The organism is Rhodovulum sp. PH10 (assembly GCF_000293785.1).
Lineage (GTDB): Bacteria > Pseudomonadota > Alphaproteobacteria > Rhizobiales > Xanthobacteraceae > Rhodoplanes.
Genome location: NZ_AKZI01000045.1, coordinates 57,484 through 76,242 on the forward strand (window position 1 = coordinate 57,484; position 18,759 = coordinate 76,242).

16 protein-coding genes are annotated in these 18,759 nt (G+C 69.5%); 3 read left to right on the forward strand and 13 right to left on the reverse strand.

Annotated elements, in window-relative coordinates; translation table 11 throughout:
- Window positions 1-8: 8 nt before the first annotated feature.
- The 11 genes from flgK to A33M_RS09005 all read right to left on the reverse strand — a co-directional run bounded on the left by flgK (window position 9) and on the right by A33M_RS09005 (window position 9,460).
- Window positions 9-1,754: a flagellar hook-associated protein FlgK gene (flgK, locus tag A33M_RS08955; protein WP_237718331.1), complete on the reverse strand. Its 1,746-nt coding sequence runs from the start codon at window positions 1,752-1,754 to the stop codon at window positions 9-11.
- 34 nt (window positions 1,755-1,788) lie between these two features.
- Window positions 1,789-2,253, reverse strand: a complete 465-nt coding sequence (locus A33M_RS08960; RefSeq protein WP_008386003.1) for a flagellar protein FlgN — start codon at window positions 2,251-2,253, stop codon at window positions 1,789-1,791.
- Between the two features lie 17 nt (window positions 2,254-2,270).
- The gene (locus tag A33M_RS08965; protein WP_008386006.1) at window positions 2,271-2,561 is read right to left on the reverse strand and encodes a hypothetical protein; all 291 of its coding nucleotides are present in this window, start codon (window positions 2,559-2,561) and stop codon (window positions 2,271-2,273) included.
- Window positions 2,562-2,566: 5 nt separating this feature from the next.
- On the reverse strand, window positions 2,567-3,823 hold the full coding sequence (flgE, locus tag A33M_RS08970; protein ID WP_008386008.1) for a flagellar hook protein FlgE: 1,257 nt from the start codon (window positions 3,821-3,823) through the stop codon (window positions 2,567-2,569).
- A gap of 24 nt (window positions 3,824-3,847) precedes the next feature.
- Window positions 3,848-4,168, reverse strand: coding sequence for a flagellar hook capping FlgD N-terminal domain-containing protein (locus tag A33M_RS08975; protein ID WP_040619843.1), 321 nt, complete (start codon window positions 4,166-4,168; stop codon window positions 3,848-3,850).
- A 244-nt stretch (window positions 4,169-4,412) separates the two neighbouring features.
- Window positions 4,413-4,859 carry a periplasmic heavy metal sensor gene (locus A33M_RS08980; protein ID WP_157223394.1) on the reverse strand — a complete coding sequence of 149 codons (447 nt, stop codon included), beginning with the start codon at window positions 4,857-4,859 and terminating at the stop codon, window positions 4,413-4,415.
- 33 nt (window positions 4,860-4,892) lie between these two features.
- Complete coding sequence (locus A33M_RS24605; RefSeq protein ID WP_008386017.1) at window positions 4,893-5,414, reverse strand: hypothetical protein; 522 nt, start codon at window positions 5,412-5,414, stop codon at window positions 4,893-4,895.
- A gap of 218 nt (window positions 5,415-5,632) precedes the next feature.
- A complete protein-coding gene (locus A33M_RS08990) occupies window positions 5,633-6,100 on the reverse strand; it encodes a flagellar export chaperone FliS (protein ID WP_008386020.1) in 468 nt (155 codons plus the stop codon).
- A complete protein-coding gene (gene fliD, locus A33M_RS08995; protein WP_008386022.1) occupies window positions 6,100-7,758 on the reverse strand; it encodes a flagellar filament capping protein FliD in 1,659 nt (552 codons plus the stop codon). The genes A33M_RS08990 and fliD overlap by 1 nt, the downstream gene beginning before the upstream one ends.
- A 70-nt stretch (window positions 7,759-7,828) precedes the next feature.
- Entirely contained in the window at window positions 7,829-8,659 is an 831-nt protein-coding gene (locus A33M_RS09000; protein WP_008386025.1) for a flagellin, read from the reverse strand.
- Window positions 8,660-8,800: 141 nt separating this feature from the next.
- On the reverse strand, window positions 8,801-9,460 hold the full coding sequence (locus tag A33M_RS09005; RefSeq protein ID WP_052026975.1) for an RNA polymerase sigma factor: 660 nt from the start codon (window positions 9,458-9,460) through the stop codon (window positions 8,801-8,803).
- Window positions 9,461-10,051: 591 nt separating this feature from the next.
- Here A33M_RS09005 and nifJ point away from each other — a divergent pair.
- The 3 genes from nifJ to A33M_RS22285 all read left to right on the forward strand — a co-directional run bounded on the left by nifJ (window position 10,052) and on the right by A33M_RS22285 (window position 16,093).
- Complete coding sequence (gene nifJ / locus A33M_RS09010; protein ID WP_008386030.1) at window positions 10,052-13,705, forward strand: pyruvate:ferredoxin (flavodoxin) oxidoreductase; 3,654 nt, start codon at window positions 10,052-10,054, stop codon at window positions 13,703-13,705.
- Between the two features lie 70 nt (window positions 13,706-13,775).
- Window positions 13,776-14,792 (forward strand): dihydroorotate dehydrogenase-like protein, encoded by a 1,017-nt coding sequence (locus A33M_RS09015; RefSeq protein WP_008386032.1) that lies wholly within the window; start codon window positions 13,776-13,778, stop codon window positions 14,790-14,792.
- Window positions 14,793-15,100: 308 nt separating this feature from the next.
- On the forward strand, window positions 15,101-16,093 hold the full coding sequence (locus A33M_RS22285) for a hypothetical protein (protein ID WP_008386034.1): 993 nt from the start codon (window positions 15,101-15,103) through the stop codon (window positions 16,091-16,093).
- 319 nt (window positions 16,094-16,412) lie between these two features.
- Here the strand turns inward: A33M_RS22285 and A33M_RS09025 are convergent, their stop codons facing one another.
- Both A33M_RS09025 and A33M_RS09030 read right to left on the reverse strand, forming a co-directional pair.
- Window positions 16,413-17,198 carry a hypothetical protein gene (locus A33M_RS09025; RefSeq protein ID WP_008386036.1) on the reverse strand — a complete coding sequence of 262 codons (786 nt, stop codon included), beginning with the start codon at window positions 17,196-17,198 and terminating at the stop codon, window positions 16,413-16,415.
- Between the two features lie 142 nt (window positions 17,199-17,340).
- Window positions 17,341-18,513 carry a DUF2336 domain-containing protein gene (locus A33M_RS09030; protein ID WP_008386040.1) on the reverse strand — a complete coding sequence of 391 codons (1,173 nt, stop codon included), beginning with the start codon at window positions 18,511-18,513 and terminating at the stop codon, window positions 17,341-17,343.
- Between the last annotated feature and the right edge of the window lie 246 nt (window positions 18,514-18,759).

Below are 18,759 nucleotides of genomic sequence, written 5' to 3' on the forward strand. Positions count from 1 at the left end.
GCCCTCCCTCACTGCACCATGTCGAGCAGCGCCTCGAACATCTCGTTGAGAACCGAGACGATCTGTGCGGCGGCCTGGTAGGCGGACTGCAGCTCGTCGATCAGCGCGGTTTCCTCGTCGACATTGACGCCCGACTGCGACGACACCGCGTCGCTCGCCGAGGCATGCACCGAGGTGGCGACCCCGAGCTCGCTCTCCGCCGAGGCGGCGGTGGAGGCGACCGCCGCGACCAGCTGCGAGGCGTAGCTCGCGAAGGTGGTGGTGGTGCTGCCGAGATTGCCGGCGGCGGCGAAGTCGTGGGTGGTCTCGAACACGTCGACCAGCGCATCGGCGACCGCCATCGAGCCGGTCGGCAGCACGGTATCGCCGACCGTGAGCGGGTCGGATTCGTCGAGCGTGGAGACGGCGAGCCGCGATTCGTTCGCCAGGATGTCGGAGCGCACCGAAAAATCCGAGGCGCCGGTGGCGGTGACGAGATCGTTCAGCCCGAGCCAGTCCGACAGGCCCTGCCCGCCGTCGCCGACCGAACTGGTCAGCGTGCCGACCGCGACGCCGGTGTCGGCATCGTCGGCGGTCACCACCAGATGCCCGTCCGCATCGAGCGAGGCCGACAAGCCGTCGACCGCATCGATCGCGTCGACCAGATCGCCGACCGTGGTGATGGTCGACAGGTCGATGTCGGCGGAGGCGACCAGCTTGCCGTCGGCATCCACCACCGCGAACCGCGCCGTGCCGGTGGCGGAGAACCCGTCGCCGGCGTCGAGCACGGTCGTGCCGCCGAGGCTCGACGGCGCCGGCACCGCGGTGCCCTGGTTGTGAGCGGCGTTCAGCGCATCGGCGAGCGACACCGCCAGCCCATCGAGATCGGCCTGGGCATCGGGCAAGGTCTCGTCGCGCAGCGTGATCAGCGCACCGATCGAGCCGCCCGAGATCTGCGCGGTGATGTCCACGCCGTCCACCACGATACCGGCGAAGCCGCCCGGATAGCGCGTGTCGGCGGTCACCGCGGTGGCGCTCGAATAGGACAGCGCGTGCACGGTGCCGTCGAGCAGGGTTCGGCCGCTCGCGGTGTAGATCTTCAGCGCGCCGCTCTGGTCGGTGAAGGAGGTGACGTCCATCGCCGAGGCGACAGTCTCGAGCGCGGTGGTGCGGGCATCCTCGAGGTCGCCGGTCGGCACCCCGGCCGCCTTTGCAGCGACGATGCGGTCGTTGAGATCGTCGATGGTGGCGAGCGCCTCGTTGATCTCGTCGACGGTCGTCTCGATCTCCTGATCGGCGTCCGAGCGTAGCGACTGGATGCCGTCGGAGGTGCTGCGGAGCTGCGAGGCCACCGCATCGAGGTCGTCGACCACCTGCGCCTGCAGCGTCGCGCTCTCCGGCGTGCCGGAGAGCTGGGTCAGCGCATCGGTGAGATCGGCGATGGTGTTGGCGAGCGAGGTGCCGGTCGTCTCGTCGTCGGTGCTCGACACCGTGCCGTAGAGCGCCTGCAGGCGATCGGTGTAGCTCGCCGTCGTCTCGGCGGCGCCGAGCCGGGTGTCGGCCGCGACCAGCGAGGCGAGCAGATACTTGTCGACCGTCGAGGCGATGCTGGTCACCGCAACGCCGGTGCCGACGCCGGCGGTCGACTGCGCGGTCTGGGTCGCCACCTTCCGGGTGTAGCCCTCGCTGTCGGCGTTCGCCACATTGGCGGCGGCGACGCTCATGCGCGTCTGGGCGGTGATCAGCGCACTCGTCGCGATGCTGCGGGCGACCATGAGCGACACGAAAGACCTCCCGTGCTTACGGCCGTCAGGCCCGGATGCCCTTGCAGAACGCGCCGGCCTCGATCGGCCGGCCCATGCGGCCGGTGTCGCCATAGGTGGCGCGCGTCGCCACCTCGTCGCGGATCGCCCGCATGATGGCGTCGACCCGGCGCCGGCTGGCGGCGATCGCCTGCTTCAGCCGCGCGATGTTCTCGTCCATCGCCACCCGCAGCACGCCGACCCGCTCGACCAGCCGCTCGCGCAGCGCGGCATCGGCCACCGCCGCACACACCCGGTGGCGCTCCACGTGGGCGACCCACACCTCGAGGCCGGTCGCCAGCGCGTTCTTGCGCTCGGCCGAGCCCGACAGCGAAGCCGGCAGGCCGCGCGCCAGATTGCGGTTCTCGTCCTCGATCAGCGCGATCAGCTCGTCGACCACGCCGATCACCCGGGCCACCACCGCATCCGGCGTGCTCGCCTCCGTGCGCCCCTCGCACGCTGCCGTCGACATGACACTCTCCTCGTTCATCACGACCTCCTCCCCCGCACACTCCGCGCACCGGGCCCGCCGGCGGCGCGATAGGCGGCGAACGCCCGCGCGCCGCGCGCCGCGGCCTCCAGCTCGCGGGCGATCCGGTCGCGCTCGCTGCGCATTCTCCGCAGCACGCCGGCGAGCTCCGCGACCGCGCCCTGCAGCAATCGCCGAGCCTCGGCCGGATCCGCCGGGCGCGTCTCGCGAAGCGCCGCGGCGAGCCGTCCGAGGCGGCGCGCCCGATGCAGCAGCGGATCGTCGACCGGGGGCGGCGGGCGGCGGCGCATCGTCGTCACCGCACCGCGCTCATCAGCGTGTCGTACATGTCGCTCACCGTGGAGACGACCTGTGCGGCGGCCGAATAGGCCTGCTGCGCGGTGATCATCGTGCTGAACTCCTCGGTGGTGTCGGCGGTGCTCGATTCGAGCTGGCTGCCGTAGATGTCGCCGGCCCCGCCGACGCCCGACTCGTGCAGCGTCGCGCCGCCCGAGGCGAGACTCTCCTCGTAGATGCCGCCGGACAGCGTGGTGAGCCCGTTGGGATCCGCGAACGTCGCGACCGCGACCTTGTAGATCACCAGGGTCTCGCCGTTCGAGTAGGTCGCGGTGACGTCGCCGCCATTGGCGATCGAGACGCCGGTGAGGCTCCCGTAGGCGAGGCCGTCCTGATCGATCGATTTCAGATCGACCGCCGGCGTGGCGAGGCCGGAGGCGCGCTGGGTCAGCCCGTCCGCGCCGCCGATCGTGCCGACATCGATGGTGATGGCGCTGTCGCTCGCGCCGGTCGTCCAGTCGATCGCCAGCGTGTTGCCGGTGACGCTCGCGAGATTGCCGTCGCCGTCGAAGGTGATGGTGGTGGTGCCGCTCGAGGTGCCGGTCACCACCGAGGGATCGGAGGCGAGCGTCGCATCGGAATAGGTCGCGCTCCATGCGTTCTCCGCGGTCTTGGTCCAGGTGACGGTGACGTTGCTCGCGGTGCCGAGCGAATCGTACACCTCCAGCGTGCTGGTGAAGGTGTCGCCGACCGCGGCGTCCGCCGGCAGGTTCGCCTCCACCGTCTCGGTGGTGGTCGCCTTGGCGATGCTCTGCACCGTGCCGGTGTCGATCCGCTCGAGCGAGGCACTGTTCTCGCCGCTCGTCACGTTGCCTTCGGCGTCGGTCCGCCAGCCGAGCAGATAATATCCGTTGGAGACCAGATAGCCGTCGTCGTCGACGGTGAAGTCGCCGGCGCGGGTGTAGTAGCTCGCGCTCCCCGTCTTGCCGTCCGACACGCAGAAGAAGCCGTTTCCCTCGATCGCGATCGCAGTGTCGTTGCTGCTCGACGTGCGAAGCCCCTGCTCCGAGATGTTGTAGCGCGTCGACACCGACACGCCGCCCGCGGAGTAGCTGCTGGTGGCGGTCGAGCTCGACAGCATGCTCTCGAAGCTGGCCGACACCGACTTGTAGCCGGTGGTCGAGGCATTGGCGATGTTGTCGGAGATCATCGAGATCGCCTGGCTCTGCGCATTGAGCGCGGACACGGCGGACGAAAGTGCACCGGACAGACTCATGACACGCTCTCGATACGCTGAGGCTCAGGATGCGGAGGTGGTGGCGCCGACCTGGGCGTAGATGTCGGCGACCGTGCTGGTCAGCTCGCCGATGCTGTCACTGATGCCGTCGAGCGTGGTCGACATGTCGGAGAGCTGATTGAAGGTCGCGTACGACATCAGCTGACCGAGGAACTCGGTGGCGTCGACCGGATCGGTCGGGTTCTGGTTCTGGAGCTGGGTGGTGATCAGCGTCAGAAAGTCGTCGGTGTCGAGCGAGCTCGAGGTCGACGTCGTGCTGGTGGTGCTGGTGGTGCTGGTGGTGGCCGTCGTCGTGGCCGTGGAGGCGACCGAAGAGACGCTCATGACAAAACCTCGACCGTCGTCGTGCCGCTGGGCGGCCGACTTTTGGGTGGGCGTCGCGATGTCCGATTGAACCGCGTTCGCTTGTTAGAACGGCCGAGGCGGCGTTTTCCGGCTGGAAATTCTCATGCGGCTCCCAGAAGCGCTGGCGGCCCTGGGCGGTGGCCCCTCGCGGACGCGCGAAAAGCCCGCCGGGCAGAACCGCGGCGGGCCGGGACGAGAACCGAAATCGAATTGGAAGGCGCGATCAGTGCGGCGGCGGGCGCAGCGCGACCTCGGCCAAGACCTTGCGATCGGCGCGCGAGAGACCGGCGACCACCTCGGCGATCCGGTGGATGATCACCCGGTCGTTGACGATGCGTGCGCTCACGAAGGCATCGAGCTTGCCGACGAATGCGGCGGCATCGAAATTCTCCGCCTCGAGCAGGCCGCGCAGCTCGTCGTGCAGCCGACGCGGATCGGCCGGGCCCGAGCGAATCCGCTCGTCGATCTCGCGTGTCAGATCGCGGATCTTCGTCATCGCGTCGGGCGACAGGCGCCCGTCCAGATCACGCACGATCCGCTGCAGGCCGGGCGGCCCCGGCGGCCGGTCGAACGCCGGCCGCAGCACGGTGCCGACGAACGAGCCGGCGAGGAACAGATTGATGCCGAGCGAGACCAGCAGCACCGTCGTCAGGAGCGTGCGTGTGCGCATCGGCGCGCCATCGTCTTTCATCGTGACTGCGGCCTATCGAAGTTCGCCGAGCATCGACCCCGGCAGGGTGTCCGGGGAGGCAGCGGGCGGCGCGCCGACGAGGAAGCTGGTCGCGAGCCCGAGCAGGAAGCAGAGCGACAGCACGACGGCCGGCCGCAACGGGCGGCCGAGCCAGGCGACGCCGGGGGGGCGCCGACGCCGCGGCGCCGGCACGGCACGCGGATCGATCGGGCGGCGCCCGGCTGGAGCGGCGACGGGAGCGGAGGCAGCGGGAGCACCGGCGGCGGGTGCGGCTGCAGGTGTGTCGGCTGCAGGTGTATCGGCGGCGGGTGGGTCCAGCGCAGCGGCGAGAATACGCGCGGAGAGGTCGGCGGGCGCCCGTGCCGCATCGCGTGGCGCCAGCGCCCGGCGCAGCGCCACGGCCTCCGCCAGCAGCGCCCGCGCCTCGGCCGAGCGCGCCAGCAGATCACGCGCCGCGGCACGCTGCGGTTCTGGCCATGCCGAGACGTTCTCGCCCCAGCGGTCGACCAAATCCTCGAAGTCGTCGTTCGTCATTCGGCCTCTTCCATCCTGGAACAGCCTCGGTCGGAGCATCCTTGTTCCCACGTGCTCCTTAAGATTCTCGTAAAATGCGGTGGATCGGTACCCACCGGCCCACACTCTCGCACCACGTCGCTCGGCGCGCCTCGTCGCTCGGCGCGCCTCGTCGATCGGCGCACCTCGTCGACCGGCGCGCCTCGTCGACCGGCGCGCCCCGAACGACGCACCACCGGTCAGCGAGCGACCGAAGCCCGCGGCGCCGCCTCGATCGGTCGCGCCGCACGGCCGCCGCGCGCGCCGAGATCCTGTTCCCGCGTCGGCAGGCCGGCGATGGTCGCCCACGCGTCGCGCAGCTCGGCGAGGCCGGCGGCAATTCGGCGGTAGCGCTCCGGCGCATCCGGCTTGTGGAACGATTGCAGCACCACCAGGACATTGGTCGTGTACATGGCGTACAGACGCTCGGCAAGCGCCCCGCCCTTCTGAAAGTCGATGATGTGGCCGAGCCCGCGCAGGATCGCGGCGGCCTTCAGCACGTCCTGCAGCGCCGCGTCGGTCCGCCGTTCCTCGATCGCCCGGCCGGCGCGCTCGAGCAACACCAGCACGCGATCGTACAACAGCACCACCGCGCGCGAGGGTGGCACGGTGGCCGCGGCGCGCGAATAGGCGAGCGCCGCCGCATGGGCATTCCGTCGGTCCGTCATCAGTCGTCCTCGGCGTCCAGAAGAGCCTGCAGATAGCTCAGGGTCGATTCCGCCTCGGCGATCTTCGCCTGGTACGAGGCGTAGCGCGTGGTGAGCGTTTCGCGATATGCCGCCGCGCGGTCGGTGATGGTGTCGCTGCGCTCCTGCAGAGCTTCGTTCTGATCCTCGAGCCCGTCGATCAGCTGCTGCAGCGTGCCGTCGCTGGTGTCGGCGGCGGCGTCGGACACATTGTAGAGACGCTCGGCGACGCCCTGCCCGACGCTCACGTCGATCGACGCCGACTGGTCGCCGACGAACACGAAGGTGTAGCCTTCGTAGGCGGTGCCGGCGGCGCCGATGATGCGGGTGCCGCTGATGGTGAACAGCGACGTGTCGCCGCCGACCGCGGCGGAGGCGATGCTGCCGTCGTCGCCGACGGTGACGTCGACGGTGAAGGACGACGGCGCGGAATCGCCGCGCGCGAGCAGCATCAGATCGCTCGACGAAGCGTCGTAGTCGAACGCCAGCAAATCACGGATGCCGTCGAGGTCGTCGAGCAGCGCGTCGTCCAGCACGTCCTCGTCCAGCACCAGCGTGTTGTCGCTGTCGAACGACAGGCCGATGTCGGCGATCGAGAGCCGCTCGACCATGGTGTTGAGCGCGTCGCCGATCTGGCCGTTGACGTTGCGCAGCGTGCCGTCGCCGAACAGCACGGCGTCGTCGGAAGCGGTGCCGGCGGTGGTGGTCGCCTGCTGGGTCAGCGCGAACTCGCGATAGGCGTTGTAGGCGTCGACCAGCGTCTGGATCGCCTCCTTCACCTCGGACAAGTCGGTGCCGACCTCGAGCGTGATCGAGCCGTCGCCGGTGGTCTCGTAGAGATGGAAGGTGATGCCGTCGATCAGATCGTCGACGTCGTTGGTGTCGCGGGTGATCTGAACGCCGTCGAAGGTCATGATCGCCTGTTGCGCGGCCTGCAGCTCGTCGGCGAAGCCGCCGCTCGTGTCGAGAATGCCGAGGCTCGTGAGCACGTCGTCGCCCGACACCGCCCGCGCGACGATGCTCTGGCCGGTGTCGGCCGCGGTCAGCACCAGCTCGTACTGCGCATCGGCGATCTTGATCACCGAGGCCTGGACGCCGGAGTCGTCGGTCGTATTGTTGATCGCCTCGGCGATCTCGTCGAGCGACATGTCGGCGTCGATCTCGATGTCGACCGTCTCGTCGCCGACGCCGAGCCGCATCACCCCGGCATAGCCGAGATCGGTGGTGCGGCTTTCCACCGTGCCGGAGGCGACCTTGTGGGCGGTGGCGAGCTGCAGGACCTTCACGTCGTAGCTGCCGAGAGCGGCGCCGTCCTCGATCGTCACCGCGAGCGCGTCGGTGGCGTCGTCGACGCCCACCCCGGTGAGATAGCCGGCACGCGCCAGATACACGTCGTCGCCGGCCGACGAGGTGCCGGAGGGCGCCCGCAGCGCGTTCGCCGCATCGGCGAGATCCTGCAGCAGCGACTGCATCTCGCCATAGGCGGCGATGGTGGTCTCGTTGTCGGAGATCTTCAGGTCGATCGCGTCGGCCTTGTCGAGCTTCTGCTGGACGGCGGCCTCGATCAGCCCGCTCCAGTCGACCGTGGTGCCGGCGGCGCCGAGCGAGGTGCCGACGGTCGAGCTCGAGACGCTGGTCATGATGGTCGCCGTGCTTTCGGTGGTCGCGACGGGCCGGGGCGTGCCCCGGCCCGAGGCTCAGGTGATCACGTCACTGGAGGAGCTTCAAAAGCTCCTGCGGCATCTGGTTGGCCTGCGCCGCGGCGGCGACGGCGGCCTGGGTCTTCACCTCGGCCGACGACAGCTTGGCCTGCTCGGCGGCGATGTCGACGTCGGCGAGCGCGGAGTTCGCCGCCTCCAAATTCTCCTGCTGGGTGGCGATCGAGTCGGAGCGGAACTCGAAGCGCGACATGGTGGCGCCGATGTCGGCGCGCGCCTTGGAGACGGAGTCGATCGCGTCGTCGAGCGCGTCGAGCGCGCTCTCGGCGTTCGCCTGCGAGGTGACCGACAGCGAGTCGACGCCGAGCGAGGACGAGGTCAGGTTGGCGATCGACACGGTGATGGTGTCGGCCGAGCTCGAGCCGACCACCACGCTGACGCCCGAGGCGCCGCCGAAGTCGCTGGTGCCGTCGAGCAGGCTCTGGGCGTTGTAGCGGGTCGAGGAGGCGATGCCGTCGATTTCGTCGTTGAGCTGCGAGAACTCGGCGTCGATATAGGCGCGCTCGGTATCGGTCACCGTGCCGGAGGCGGCCTGCGAGGCGAGCGCCTTCATGCGGGTGAGGATGTCGGAGATGTTGGCGGCGCCGCCGTCGGCGGTCTGCAGCACCGAGATGCCGTGCGAGGCGTTGGTGGCGGCCTGCGACAGCGCGGTCACGTCGGACGAGATGCGGGTCGAGATCGCGAGGCCGGCGGCGTCGTCGGACGCCTTGGTGATGCGCGAGCCGCTGGCGAGCTTGGACAGCGAGTCCGACTGCTGGCTCGAGTTCGAGTTCAGGTAGCGGACGGCGGTGTTGGCGGCGGTGTTGGTGGAAATGACGGGCATGTCGGTCTCCTGGCACTGAATCCTGGTCCCGCGCCGCGCGAGACGGGCGGCGGGGCGGCGCGGCGCATCCGCGACTGCAGATTCAACGGGAGGGGCGGCCGGAGCCGGGCGGCGAAACAGCCCGGCGCGCAAAAATCGAGGTTAATCGTCGGTGAACGACTGGCGGATGTCGCGCTCCTGCCGGCGCAGAAGCTTGCGCAGCTGCTGGCGCGCCCGCTTGAGCAGCGACTCGACCGCCGAGACGGTGGTCTCCATCACCTCGGCGATCTCCGCGTTGCTCATGCTCTCGTGGTAGGAAAGGATGATGGCGATGCGCTGCTGGTCGGGCAGCCGGTTCATCGCGGCGTCCAGCAGGTCGCTCATCTCGGAGCGGTAGAGCGTCGTCATCGCGTCCGGCCGCTCATCGGCCAGCTCGCCGACCGCCTCGACGTCCTCGCCGCGCGGCCGGCGGTGCAGGTCGATGCAGCGGTTGGTGACCACCCGATAGAGCCAGGTGGAGAACTTCGCCCGCCCGAATTCCCAGCGCCGGCGATGGGTCCACACCTTCAGGAGCGAGTCCTGCACCACGTCGTCGGCGTCGGCGCGGTTGTCGAGCATGCGCAGCGCCAGCGCATAGGCGCGGTCGACGTGGTGCTCGACCAGCATCCGGAAGGCGGCCTGGTCGTCCTCGCCGATCCGGCGCAGAAGCTCGTCGTCATCGGGCTCGCTCGAGGGCGCCACAGTGGGGACCTGCCTGCTCTCGTCACCCACCGGCATACCTTCAACTGAAGGTTGCTTCAAGGCCACGCACGCCAACGTCATCGCGTCTCTCCCCGGCGACCGCTGCCGACCCGTGCCGCTCCGCCCCCGTTCGGGGACGGTCCGTCGGGGCGCCCCGGAGGGGCCGTTCCCGATGCGGGCCGTCCACCATTGAACGGGCCGGGCGAACTATTCGGGCGGACAAATTTCGGTCTTCCTGGGCAAATCGTCGATTGTTTACTGGGAACTTTCTGCCGATCACTAGGAAGAAAATTCCTAGTACAGTGTAGATTCGTGTTATTAAAGAAGTATGCTGATGCTGATCGGTCGTCGACCGAGACCGGCCGATCGTCGCGCGATCCGAGACCGTCGACCCGGACCGCCATACCCCGCTCGTCTCGCCGAATACGCCCGCCCTGCGGCGATTCGGCCGTTTTGCGGTGCCGCGATTCGGGTGTACGCAGGCGCGGGACACGCCCTGCGCGATCGCTGCCCGGCCGGCGGGCCGCAGGCTGACCCCGCATCCGGCATCCCGCTGACATTCAAGGCAAAAGCCTCTCCGCCCTGCGGGACTTTCGGGCAGCATGACAAAGGTCAAGCGCAGCCGCCGCCCACTGGGCTAGGGTGGCCGCAAATTTGCTGAGGAGACTATCGATGCACGGACTGGCGGAGCCTTCCACAGGCCAGACCAATCGCACCCGCGCGATCGTGGACGGCAACGAAGCGGCCGCATCGGTCGCCTTTCGGCTCAACGAGGTGATCGCCATCTACCCGATCACCCCCTCGTCCAACATGGGCGAGTGGGCGGATCAGTGGAAGGCCGAGGGCGCGACCAACATCTGGGGCACCGTCCCCGACGTGATCGAGATGCAGAGCGAGGGCGGCGCCGCCGGCGCCCTCCACGGCGCGCTGCAGGGCGGATCGCTCGGGACCACCTTCACGGCCTCGCAAGGCCTGCTCCTGATGATCCCCAACATGTACAAGATCGCCGGCGAGCTGACCTCGGCGGTGATCCATGTCGCCGCCCGGACGGTCGCGACCCACGCGCTGTCGATCTTCGGCGACCATTCGGACGTGATGGCGACCCGCCAAACCGGCTTCGCCATGCTCTCCTCGGCCTCGGTGCAGGAGGCGAGCGACTTCGCCCTGATCGCCCAGGCCGCGACGCTGTCGGCCCGGGTGCCGTTCCTGCACTTCTTCGACGGCTTCCGCACCTCGCACGAGGTCAACGTCATCGATCCGCTGACCGACGACGACCTCCGCGCCCTGATCGACGACGATCTGGTCCGCCAGCATCGCGCCCGCGCGCTCAGCCCGGACCGCCCGGTGCTGCGCGGCACCGCGCAGAACCCGGACGTCTATTTCCAGGCGCGCGAAGCCTGCAACCCGTTCTACCGTGCCTGCCCGGCGATCGTGCAGGAGGCGATGGACCGCTTCGCCGCGCAGACCGGCCGGCGCTACGGCCTGTTCGACTATGTCGGCGCACCCGACGCCGAGCGGGTGATCGTGCTGATGGGCTCCGGCGCCGGCGCTGTCGAGGAGACGGTCGAGGCGCTGCGCGCCGCCGGCGAGAAGGTCGGCGTCCTCAAGGTCCGGCTGTTCCGCCCGTTCGCGACGGAGAGCTTCCTCGCCGCCCTGCCCGCCTCCGTGACGTCGATCGCCGTGCTCGACCGCACCAAGGAGCCCGGCGCGGTCGGTGAGCCGCTCTACCAGGACGTCCTGACGACCTTCGCAGAGCGCGTCTCGTCGGGCGCCGCGACGTCGATGCCGCGGATCATCGGCGGCCGCTACGGCCTGTCGTCCAAGGAGTTCACCCCGGCGATGGCCAAGGCGGTGTTCGACGAGCTGTCGAGCGCGACGCCCAAGAACCACTTCACCGTCGGCATCGACGACGACGTCTCGCACACCAGCCTCGCGGTCGACGAGAGCTTCTCGACCGAGCATCCGAAGACGGTGCGCGCGCTGTTCTACGGCCTCGGCTCGGACGGCACGGTCGGCGCCAACAAGAACTCGATCAAGATCATCGGCAAGTACACGCCGAGCTGGGTGCAGGGCTACTTCGTCTACGACTCGAAGAAGGCCGGCTCGGTCACCGTCTCGCATCTGCGCTTCGGGCCCGACCCGATCCGCTCGACCTATCTGATCACGCGCGCCAACTTCGTCGCCTGCCACCAGTTCCAGTTCATGAACCGGGTCGACGTGCTGGCTCACGCCGAGCCCGGCGCCACCTTCCTCCTCAACGTGCCCGGCGCGCCGGACGAGGTGTGGGACAAGCTGCCCCGCAAGGTGCAGGAGACGATCATCGCGAAGAAGCTCAAGCTGTTCGCGATCGACGGTTACGCCGCCGCCCGCGAGGCCGGCATGGGCAACCGTATCAACACCATCATGCAGACCTGCTTCTTCGCGATCTCGGGCATTCTTCCGCGCGAGGAGGCGATCGCCGCCATCAAGAAGTCGATCGAGGAGACCTACGGCAAGCGCGGCGCCGCCGTGGTGCAGAAGAATTTTGCCGCGGTCGACCACACGCTCGGCCGCCTGCACGAGGTTCCGGTGCCGGCCGCCGCCACCTCGACCCACGAGATGCTGCCGCCGGTGTCGGCCAAGGCGCCCGAATTCGTGCGCGACGTGCTCGGCGAGACGATCGCCGGGCGCGGCGACCTCCTGCCGGTCAGCGCGCTGCCGGTCGACGGCACCTTCCCCACCGCCACCGCGCAGTGGGAGAAGCGCAACATCGCCCAGCAGATCCCGGTGTGGGACACCGACATCTGCATCCAGTGCGGCAAGTGCGTGCTGGTGTGCCCGCACGCCGTGATCCGCGCAAAAGTGGTGGACCAGAGCCTGCTCGCCGACGCGCCGGCCGCCTTCAAGTCGGCCAAGGCCAAGTGGCGCGAGCTCACCGACCAGCGTTACGTCCTGCAGGTGTCGCCGGAGGACTGCACCGGCTGCAAGCTGTGCGTCGAGATCTGCCCGGTCAAGAGCAAGTCCGAGGTCAAGCACAAGGCGCTCAACATGGCGCCGCAGGAGCCGTTGCTCGAGCAGGAGAACGACAACTGGGACTTCTTCACGAAGCTCCCCGACGTGTCGCGTGACAAGATCCGCCACGACAACGTCAAGGACGTGCAGCTGCTCGAGCCGTTGTTCGAGTTCTCCGGCGCCTGCGCCGGCTGCGGCGAGACGCCCTACATCAAGCTGCTGACCCAGCTGTTCGGCGACCGCCTGATGATCGCCAACGCCACCGGCTGCTCGTCGATCTATGGCGGAAATTTGCCGACCACGCCCTACACGATGAACCGCGACGGCCGCGGACCCACCTGGTCGAACTCGCTGTTCGAGGACAATGCCGAGTTCGGCCTCGGCATGCGGCTCGCCGCCGACAAGCAGACCGAGTTCGCCCGCGAGCTGGTCACCCGGATGGACGGCACGGTCGGCGAGGTTCTGGTCAAGGAGCTGCTCGCGGCCGACCAGACGACGGAAGCCGGCATCGAGGCGCAGCGCGCCCGCGTCGCCGAGCTGAAGCGCCTGCTCGCCGATGCCGGCACGCCCGAGGCACAGATGCTGCTCTCGGTCGCGGACAGCCTGGTGCGCAAGAGCGTGTGGCTGATCGGCGGTGACGGCTGGGCGTACGACATCGGCTATGGCGGCCTCGACCACGTGCTCGGCTCCGGCCGCAACGTCAACGTGCTGGTGCTCGACACCGAGGTCTATTCCAACACCGGCGGCCAGATGTCGAAGTCGACGCCGCGCGGTGCGGTCGCCAAGTTCGCCGCCGGCGGCAAGTTCACCGGCAAGAAGGACCTCGCGATGGAGGCGGTGAGCTTCGGCTCGGTCTATGTCGCGCGGATCGCGATGGGCGGCGGCGACATGCACGCCGTGCGCGCCTTCCACGAGGCGGAATCCTACGACGGGCCGTCGCTGATCATCGCCTACAGCCACTGCATCGCGCACGGCTTCGACATGACGATCGGCCTCGACCAGCAGAAGGCCGCCGTGCAGTCGGGCTACTGGCCGATGATGCGGTTCGACCCGAGAAAGCACGAGACCGGCGAGAACCCGTTCCAGCTCGACTCCAAGCCGCCGACCATCCCGTTCAAGCAGTACGCCTACAACGAGGGTCGCTACACCATGCTGGTGCGGTCCAACCCGCTGGCCGCCCGCGCGCTTCTCAAGCAGGCCCAGGAGGACGTCGAGCGGCAGTGGCGGGTCTATGCCAACCGCGCCGAGATGGCCGGCCGCGGCGACAGCCCCGACATCGTGCCGCGCGATCCCGAGGACGAGGCACCGCGCCCGGCCGGAGGAGCGGCGGAATGAGCGGCGTCACCAGCCAGACCGGCAAGGCGATCGAGACGACGACGAACGTGACTGCGGCGAGGATCATCCCATGAGCGATCTTTCCACCTCCTACATGGGGCTGAGCCTGAAGGCGCCGCTGATCGCCTCGGCCTCCCCGATGTGCGACTCGATCGAGGGCATCTGCAAGCTCGAGGACCACGGCATCGCCGCCGTGGTCCTGCCCTCGCTGTTCGAGGAGCAGCTCGACCTCGAAAGCCTCACGGTCGATGCCGACCTCGAGCGCGGCGCCAACGCCTATGCCGAGGCGCTCGACTATTTTCCCGATCTCCAGACCTACAATCTCGGCCCCGACGGCTGCCTCGATCTGATCCGCACCGCCAAGGCGCGGGTGCAGATCCCGGTGATCGCGAGCCTCAACGGCGTCACCACCGGCGGCTGGCTCGAATATGCCAAGCTGATGCAGGAGGCCGGCGCCGACGGCATCGAGCTGAACACCTACTCGATCGCCACCGACCCCGCCCGCACCGCGGCCGAGATCGAGCAGGGCTATGTCGACCTGGTGAAAGCAGTGAAGAGCCAGGTGACCATCCCGGTCGCCGTCAAGCTGTCGCCGTTCTTCAGCGCGCCGGCCAACCTCTCCCGCCGGCTGGCGGACGCCGGGGCGGACGCGCTGGTGCTGTTCAACCGGTTCTATCAGCCGGACTTCGACATCGAGGAGCGCGAGGTGGCCGCCGCGCTCACCCTCAGCCGCCCCGAGGAGCTGTTGATGCGGCTCCATTGGGTGGCGATCCTGTTCGGCCATGTCGGCGCCGATCTCGCCGTCACCGGCGGCGTGCACGCCGCCTCCGACGTCGTGAAATGCCTGATGGCCGGCGCAAAAGTCGCCTGCTCCACCTCGGCGCTGCTGGAGAACGGCCCCGGCCATGCCGAGCGGGTGCTGCGCGACCTCGACCGCTGGCTCGACGAGCACGACTTCGACTCGGTTCGCGAAATGGTCGGCAGCATGAGCCGCGACGCGGTGCCGAACCCGTCCGCCTACGAGCGCGGCAACTACATGAAGGTGCTCAGCTCCTACGTGCTGCGCCCGGACGTGCTCGGCCGCTGAGGCGTCCGCCGTCCGCCGATGCGACCAGGGGCCGGTGCATTGCGCCGGCCCTTTCGTATTGTTCCGTAAGGTATTTTCCGATTTTCGGCGGAACGCGCGAAAAACCGGAGCGCGCTACCGTCGCGCGTTTACGATGATCGAATCGTGTCGCTTTCTCTCCTCATTACGGCCGCGTCATTAACGCTTAGCTAACCCTGCGCCGCGAGGATGAGGCCGTCACGCAGGTGAAGGTCGAGTACCCCGGCAGCCTGCCCTCGCCCCCGTTCGCCGGGGGCCGTCGTTCAAGAACACACCTGCCTGGACACGCCATGCGAGCCTCCTCCGCCACGCGCCCTGCCGACACGATACCCGTCTGGTGCGGCGTCACGGCCGCCGCCGGGTGCGCGGGACTGGTCTTCTTCGTCGCCTCGCTCGCGATGTCGAGCCCGTTCCCGACCCCCAAGGATCGCGTCTGGGTGGTCGACCAGTCGCCGGTGCGGGTCGCCAGCGCCGCCCCGATGGGCGCGGTGGTCGAGCAGGCGATCTCGGCCGAGGACGAGGGCGAGCCCGCCCGGCCGGCCGCCGCCAGCATGGCGACCATGCGCCGCGCCGCCTCGACCGACATGCTGGTGTGGGAGCCGACCTTCATCCTCGCCTCGCTGCCCGCCGGCGACCTGGAGCCCGCGCCGGAGGTTTCGACCGACGCCGATCCCGAGCCGGTCGGCAGCATCGGCCCGACGCCGAAGAAGGTCGTCGCGCCGCGCGACCCGCAGGACGTGGTCGACGACTATCTGTGGGAGGTCTATCGCCGCGAGCCGATCAAGAAGGACGGCAGCGGCGACTTCACCTGGAAGGATCCGGCGGCCGCCAAGAAGCTCGGCATGTCGCTGAAGGACTACGTGATCCGCGGCATGGACCGTGACTTCCGCGAGACGCTCTATCACATGGGCAAGGCGCTCGACGCCGACGGTTTGAACTGGTCGATGCTGAGCGCGTTCCGTGACGACTACCGCCAGCGGCTCGCCTCCGGCCTCAAGGCGCGGGTCGGCTACTCGCTGCACGGCGGCAGCCGGCGCACCGGCGGCTACGGCCACGGCCGGGCGATCGACATCACCATCGCCGGCGACGGCGACGCCTCGGTGGTGTGGCGGTGGATCGACCGGCACGGCGCGCGCTACGCGATCGCCCGCCCGATGCCGGGCTACGACCCCGCCCACATCCAGGCACGCGGCAACTGGAAGAAGGTCGCGGCAAAGCTCCGCTCCGAGCGGCTCGAGGTCGCCGAGCGGGCGAGCCGCAAGCGCACCGCCAGCGCCGACTGATTCACCAAACGGCAGGAAGCTGCAACCTCGTCCCGAGGGCCGCCGAAGGCGGCGTCCCGAAGGACGAGGTCGAACCGTGCCCTCGTCCTTCGGGACGCACTCCTGCGGAGTGCTCTGCAGGACGAGGTTTTGGAACCCGGTCGCCATCGGCACAAATCACCCACGCCCCTGCGAACGAGGCGGGAGAAGTGCCCGCCGGACCGGCGCCCGGGCGAGCCGGACAACGCCCCCGACACGACAAGAGAGCCGCCCCGGCCGGAGCGGCTCTCTTTTTTCTTTTCGTCGTTTCGATCGGTCGGTCGGTGCCGGTGAGGACAGCTCAGGCGCGCAAAACCGGCTTCACGAGGGTGTCGGCGATCACCTGAAACAGCCGCGCCGAGGTCACCGCCGACAGGGTGATCAGCACGAGCAGCACCGCGCCGGCACCGAGGCTGCCGAGCAGCGCGTCCCCTGCCCCGGCCGGGCCGGTGGTCGCCGGCAGCGCACCGAGCAGGGCGATGCCGAGCACCGGCAGCATCGCCGCCAGCACGCCGGCGCCGGCCGGCGCCTGGGTGTCGCGGAACGCGTTCTGCCAGGTCGCCCCCGGCGCATCGACCGAGATCGCCGGCAGGAGCACGACGAGATACTGCAGGAAGACGAACACCGCCGCGCTCGCCGGCAGCACGATCGCCGAAGCACCCGACATCGAGGCGGCAGCCGCGGCCGGATCGGCCGGCGCGCTCGCCGCCGCGAGCGCATCGAGCAGCAGCGGCGTGTTGAGCATCAGGAGCATCACCGCGAGCCAGCCGAACAGCAGGCGTGAGCGCGGGCAGGACGGCCACAGGCGGCACGACGACACCGTCTCGCCGAGCAGCACGAAGCGGTGCACCGCCATCACGAACGGCACCAGGAGAAACACCAGGCCGGTCTCGATCGCCTGGCGCAGCAGCGCCTGCTCGAACGGGTCGTCGGAGAGCGCCGCCGGGCCGACGCTGGCGGCGAGGCAGCCGCCCGCCAGCAGCACGAAGGCGACGGCGGCCGGCCGCCGCAGGGCGCGAAACGCCCACAGGAGATCGGACGAGGCGAGGACGAACGCGGTGGCGACGGTCGGCGGGCGGCAGATCATGAGGAGAATCCGATACTGAACCGTTTTGTCGAAGTCTCCCCGGACGGCGCCGTCCGGGCGAGCGTAGTCGTACGTAACGGAAACACCGCGCCGACCGGGATACCCGACCGCACCGATGCCGATCGTCGCCGGCGGTGCCGGGTCAGGCGGCGACCGAGAGCCGCGCCCGCATCGTCTCGGCGACCACCTCCTGCTCCAGCCGCTCGCAGGCGATCAGCGCCTCCTCGCGCGCCGCCTCCGCCGCGAACCGGCGCAGCAGGCCCATCAAGGGCTCCACCTCGCCGATCTCGGCCTCTTCGCAGGCGGTCAGCACCCGCTCGACCATTTTTCGCGCGAGCCGGGCTTCGCCGTCGAGGTCCGGCCCGTCGCGCCAGGCGTCGAGCGCGTGACGGAACGCGGTGAACGTGCCCGCCGGCAGCCCGGCGCGGGAAAACACGGCGCGGAAGCCGACACCGGTGCGGTCGTGCACCAGAAGCCGCACCCGCCGCAGCGGCAGGCCGGAGAGTTCCGCCAGCGCCTCCTCGAACAGGGCGATGTTGCCGGAGAGCAGCGCGCGCAGGATCAGGCCGGCGGTGAGCTGGCCACTCGCGCGCAGGTGCCGCACCAGCGGCGCCGCCTCGTCGGCGTCGAGGCGGGCGGCGAGCGCGACCGTCGCCTTCTCGCAGGCTTCGCGCGCGACGGTGCGGGCGCGCTCCTCGCCGAGCCAGTCGCGATCGGTGGCGAACGCGGCGAGCGTCGCCGACAGTTTTGCCACCAGCGCCTGGCGGCAGGCGACCGGCAGCGCCGGATGCGCCATCAAGGCCTCGCGCACGGCGGCGAGATGGCCGAACCGCTCGACCAGCCGTCCGAACGAGATCGGCGCGATCACCGCGTCGGGGTTCTCGATCATCACCAGGCAGGCTTCCGCGTCGCCGACCTCGGCGAGCGCCGCCGCCACCGCGCAGCCGAGCGGTTTTCGCGAGGCGATCGCCTCCTGCACCCGCGGGCCGCCGGTGGCGACGCGGTCGACCAGCTCGGCATCGATGAACAAGGGAGAGTGGCCGAGAATCCGGGCGGCGATGTCGGGCTGATCGTGGGCGAGCTGATGGACCACGGCGGAGGGCGCCGCGTCGCTGCCCGCCAAGGCGTCGGCGAGCGCGTGGCGCACCAGCGGCGAGGCGTCCTCGGCGAGCATCACCAGGACGCCCTCGATCGCCGCCCGCTCCTCGTCTGGCAGCTCGGAGAACAGATAGGCCCGCGCGAGCGCGCCCGTCGCCTCCGCCCGCGCCGCCGCGGGCGCGGTTCGAACCCATTGCAGAAAACGCCGAACGATCATGCCGACACCCGACGCGACTGGACCAAGACGATCGGGCTTCGTCCCGCAGAGAGCTTGCGCGAAAAACCCGACAGCCTCGACCCTAGCAGCCGGGACTTGACAAAGGGTTAACCATAAATCTTTGGAGGTGTTGCCGAATTCTTAATGGCGCGGGGCCGGCGGCGGTTCGTGAAAAGCCCTTCGCGCACGAAATGCGCAGGCCTGAGAGCCCGTTTGGGAACTCCGACGGGGCTGCGCCGGAGCCGC

Coding starts and splice junctions, on each gene's coding strand:
- flgK (WP_237718331.1), bottom strand. CDS start 1,754: ATGGTCGCCCGCAGCATCGCGACGAGTGCGCTGATCACCGCCCAGACG.
- A33M_RS08960 (WP_008386003.1), bottom strand. CDS start 2,253: ATGTCGACGGCAGCGTGCGAGGGGCGCACGGAGGCGAGCACGCCGGAT.
- A33M_RS08965 (WP_008386006.1), bottom strand. CDS start 2,561: ATGCGCCGCCGCCCGCCGCCCCCGGTCGACGATCCGCTGCTGCATCGG.
- flgE (WP_008386008.1), bottom strand. CDS start 3,823: ATGAGTCTGTCCGGTGCACTTTCGTCCGCCGTGTCCGCGCTCAATGCG.
- A33M_RS08975 (WP_040619843.1), bottom strand. CDS start 4,168: ATGAGCGTCTCTTCGGTCGCCTCCACGGCCACGACGACGGCCACCACC.
- A33M_RS08980 (WP_157223394.1), bottom strand. CDS start 4,859: ATGCGCACACGCACGCTCCTGACGACGGTGCTGCTGGTCTCGCTCGGC.
- A33M_RS24605 (WP_008386017.1), bottom strand. CDS start 5,414: ATGACGAACGACGACTTCGAGGATTTGGTCGACCGCTGGGGCGAGAAC.
- A33M_RS08990 (WP_008386020.1), bottom strand. CDS start 6,100: ATGACGGACCGACGGAATGCCCATGCGGCGGCGCTCGCCTATTCGCGC.
- fliD (WP_008386022.1), bottom strand. CDS start 7,758: ATGACCAGCGTCTCGAGCTCGACCGTCGGCACCTCGCTCGGCGCCGCC.
- A33M_RS09000 (WP_008386025.1), bottom strand. CDS start 8,659: ATGCCCGTCATTTCCACCAACACCGCCGCCAACACCGCCGTCCGCTAC.
- A33M_RS09005 (WP_052026975.1), bottom strand. CDS start 9,460: ATGACGTTGGCGTGCGTGGCCTTGAAGCAACCTTCAGTTGAAGGTATG.
- nifJ (WP_008386030.1), top strand. CDS start 10,052: ATGCACGGACTGGCGGAGCCTTCCACAGGCCAGACCAATCGCACCCGC.
- A33M_RS09015 (WP_008386032.1), top strand. CDS start 13,776: ATGAGCGATCTTTCCACCTCCTACATGGGGCTGAGCCTGAAGGCGCCG.
- A33M_RS22285 (WP_008386034.1), top strand. CDS start 15,101: ATGCGAGCCTCCTCCGCCACGCGCCCTGCCGACACGATACCCGTCTGG.
- A33M_RS09025 (WP_008386036.1), bottom strand. CDS start 17,198: ATGATCTGCCGCCCGCCGACCGTCGCCACCGCGTTCGTCCTCGCCTCG.
- A33M_RS09030 (WP_008386040.1), bottom strand. CDS start 18,513: ATGATCGTTCGGCGTTTTCTGCAATGGGTTCGAACCGCGCCCGCGGCG.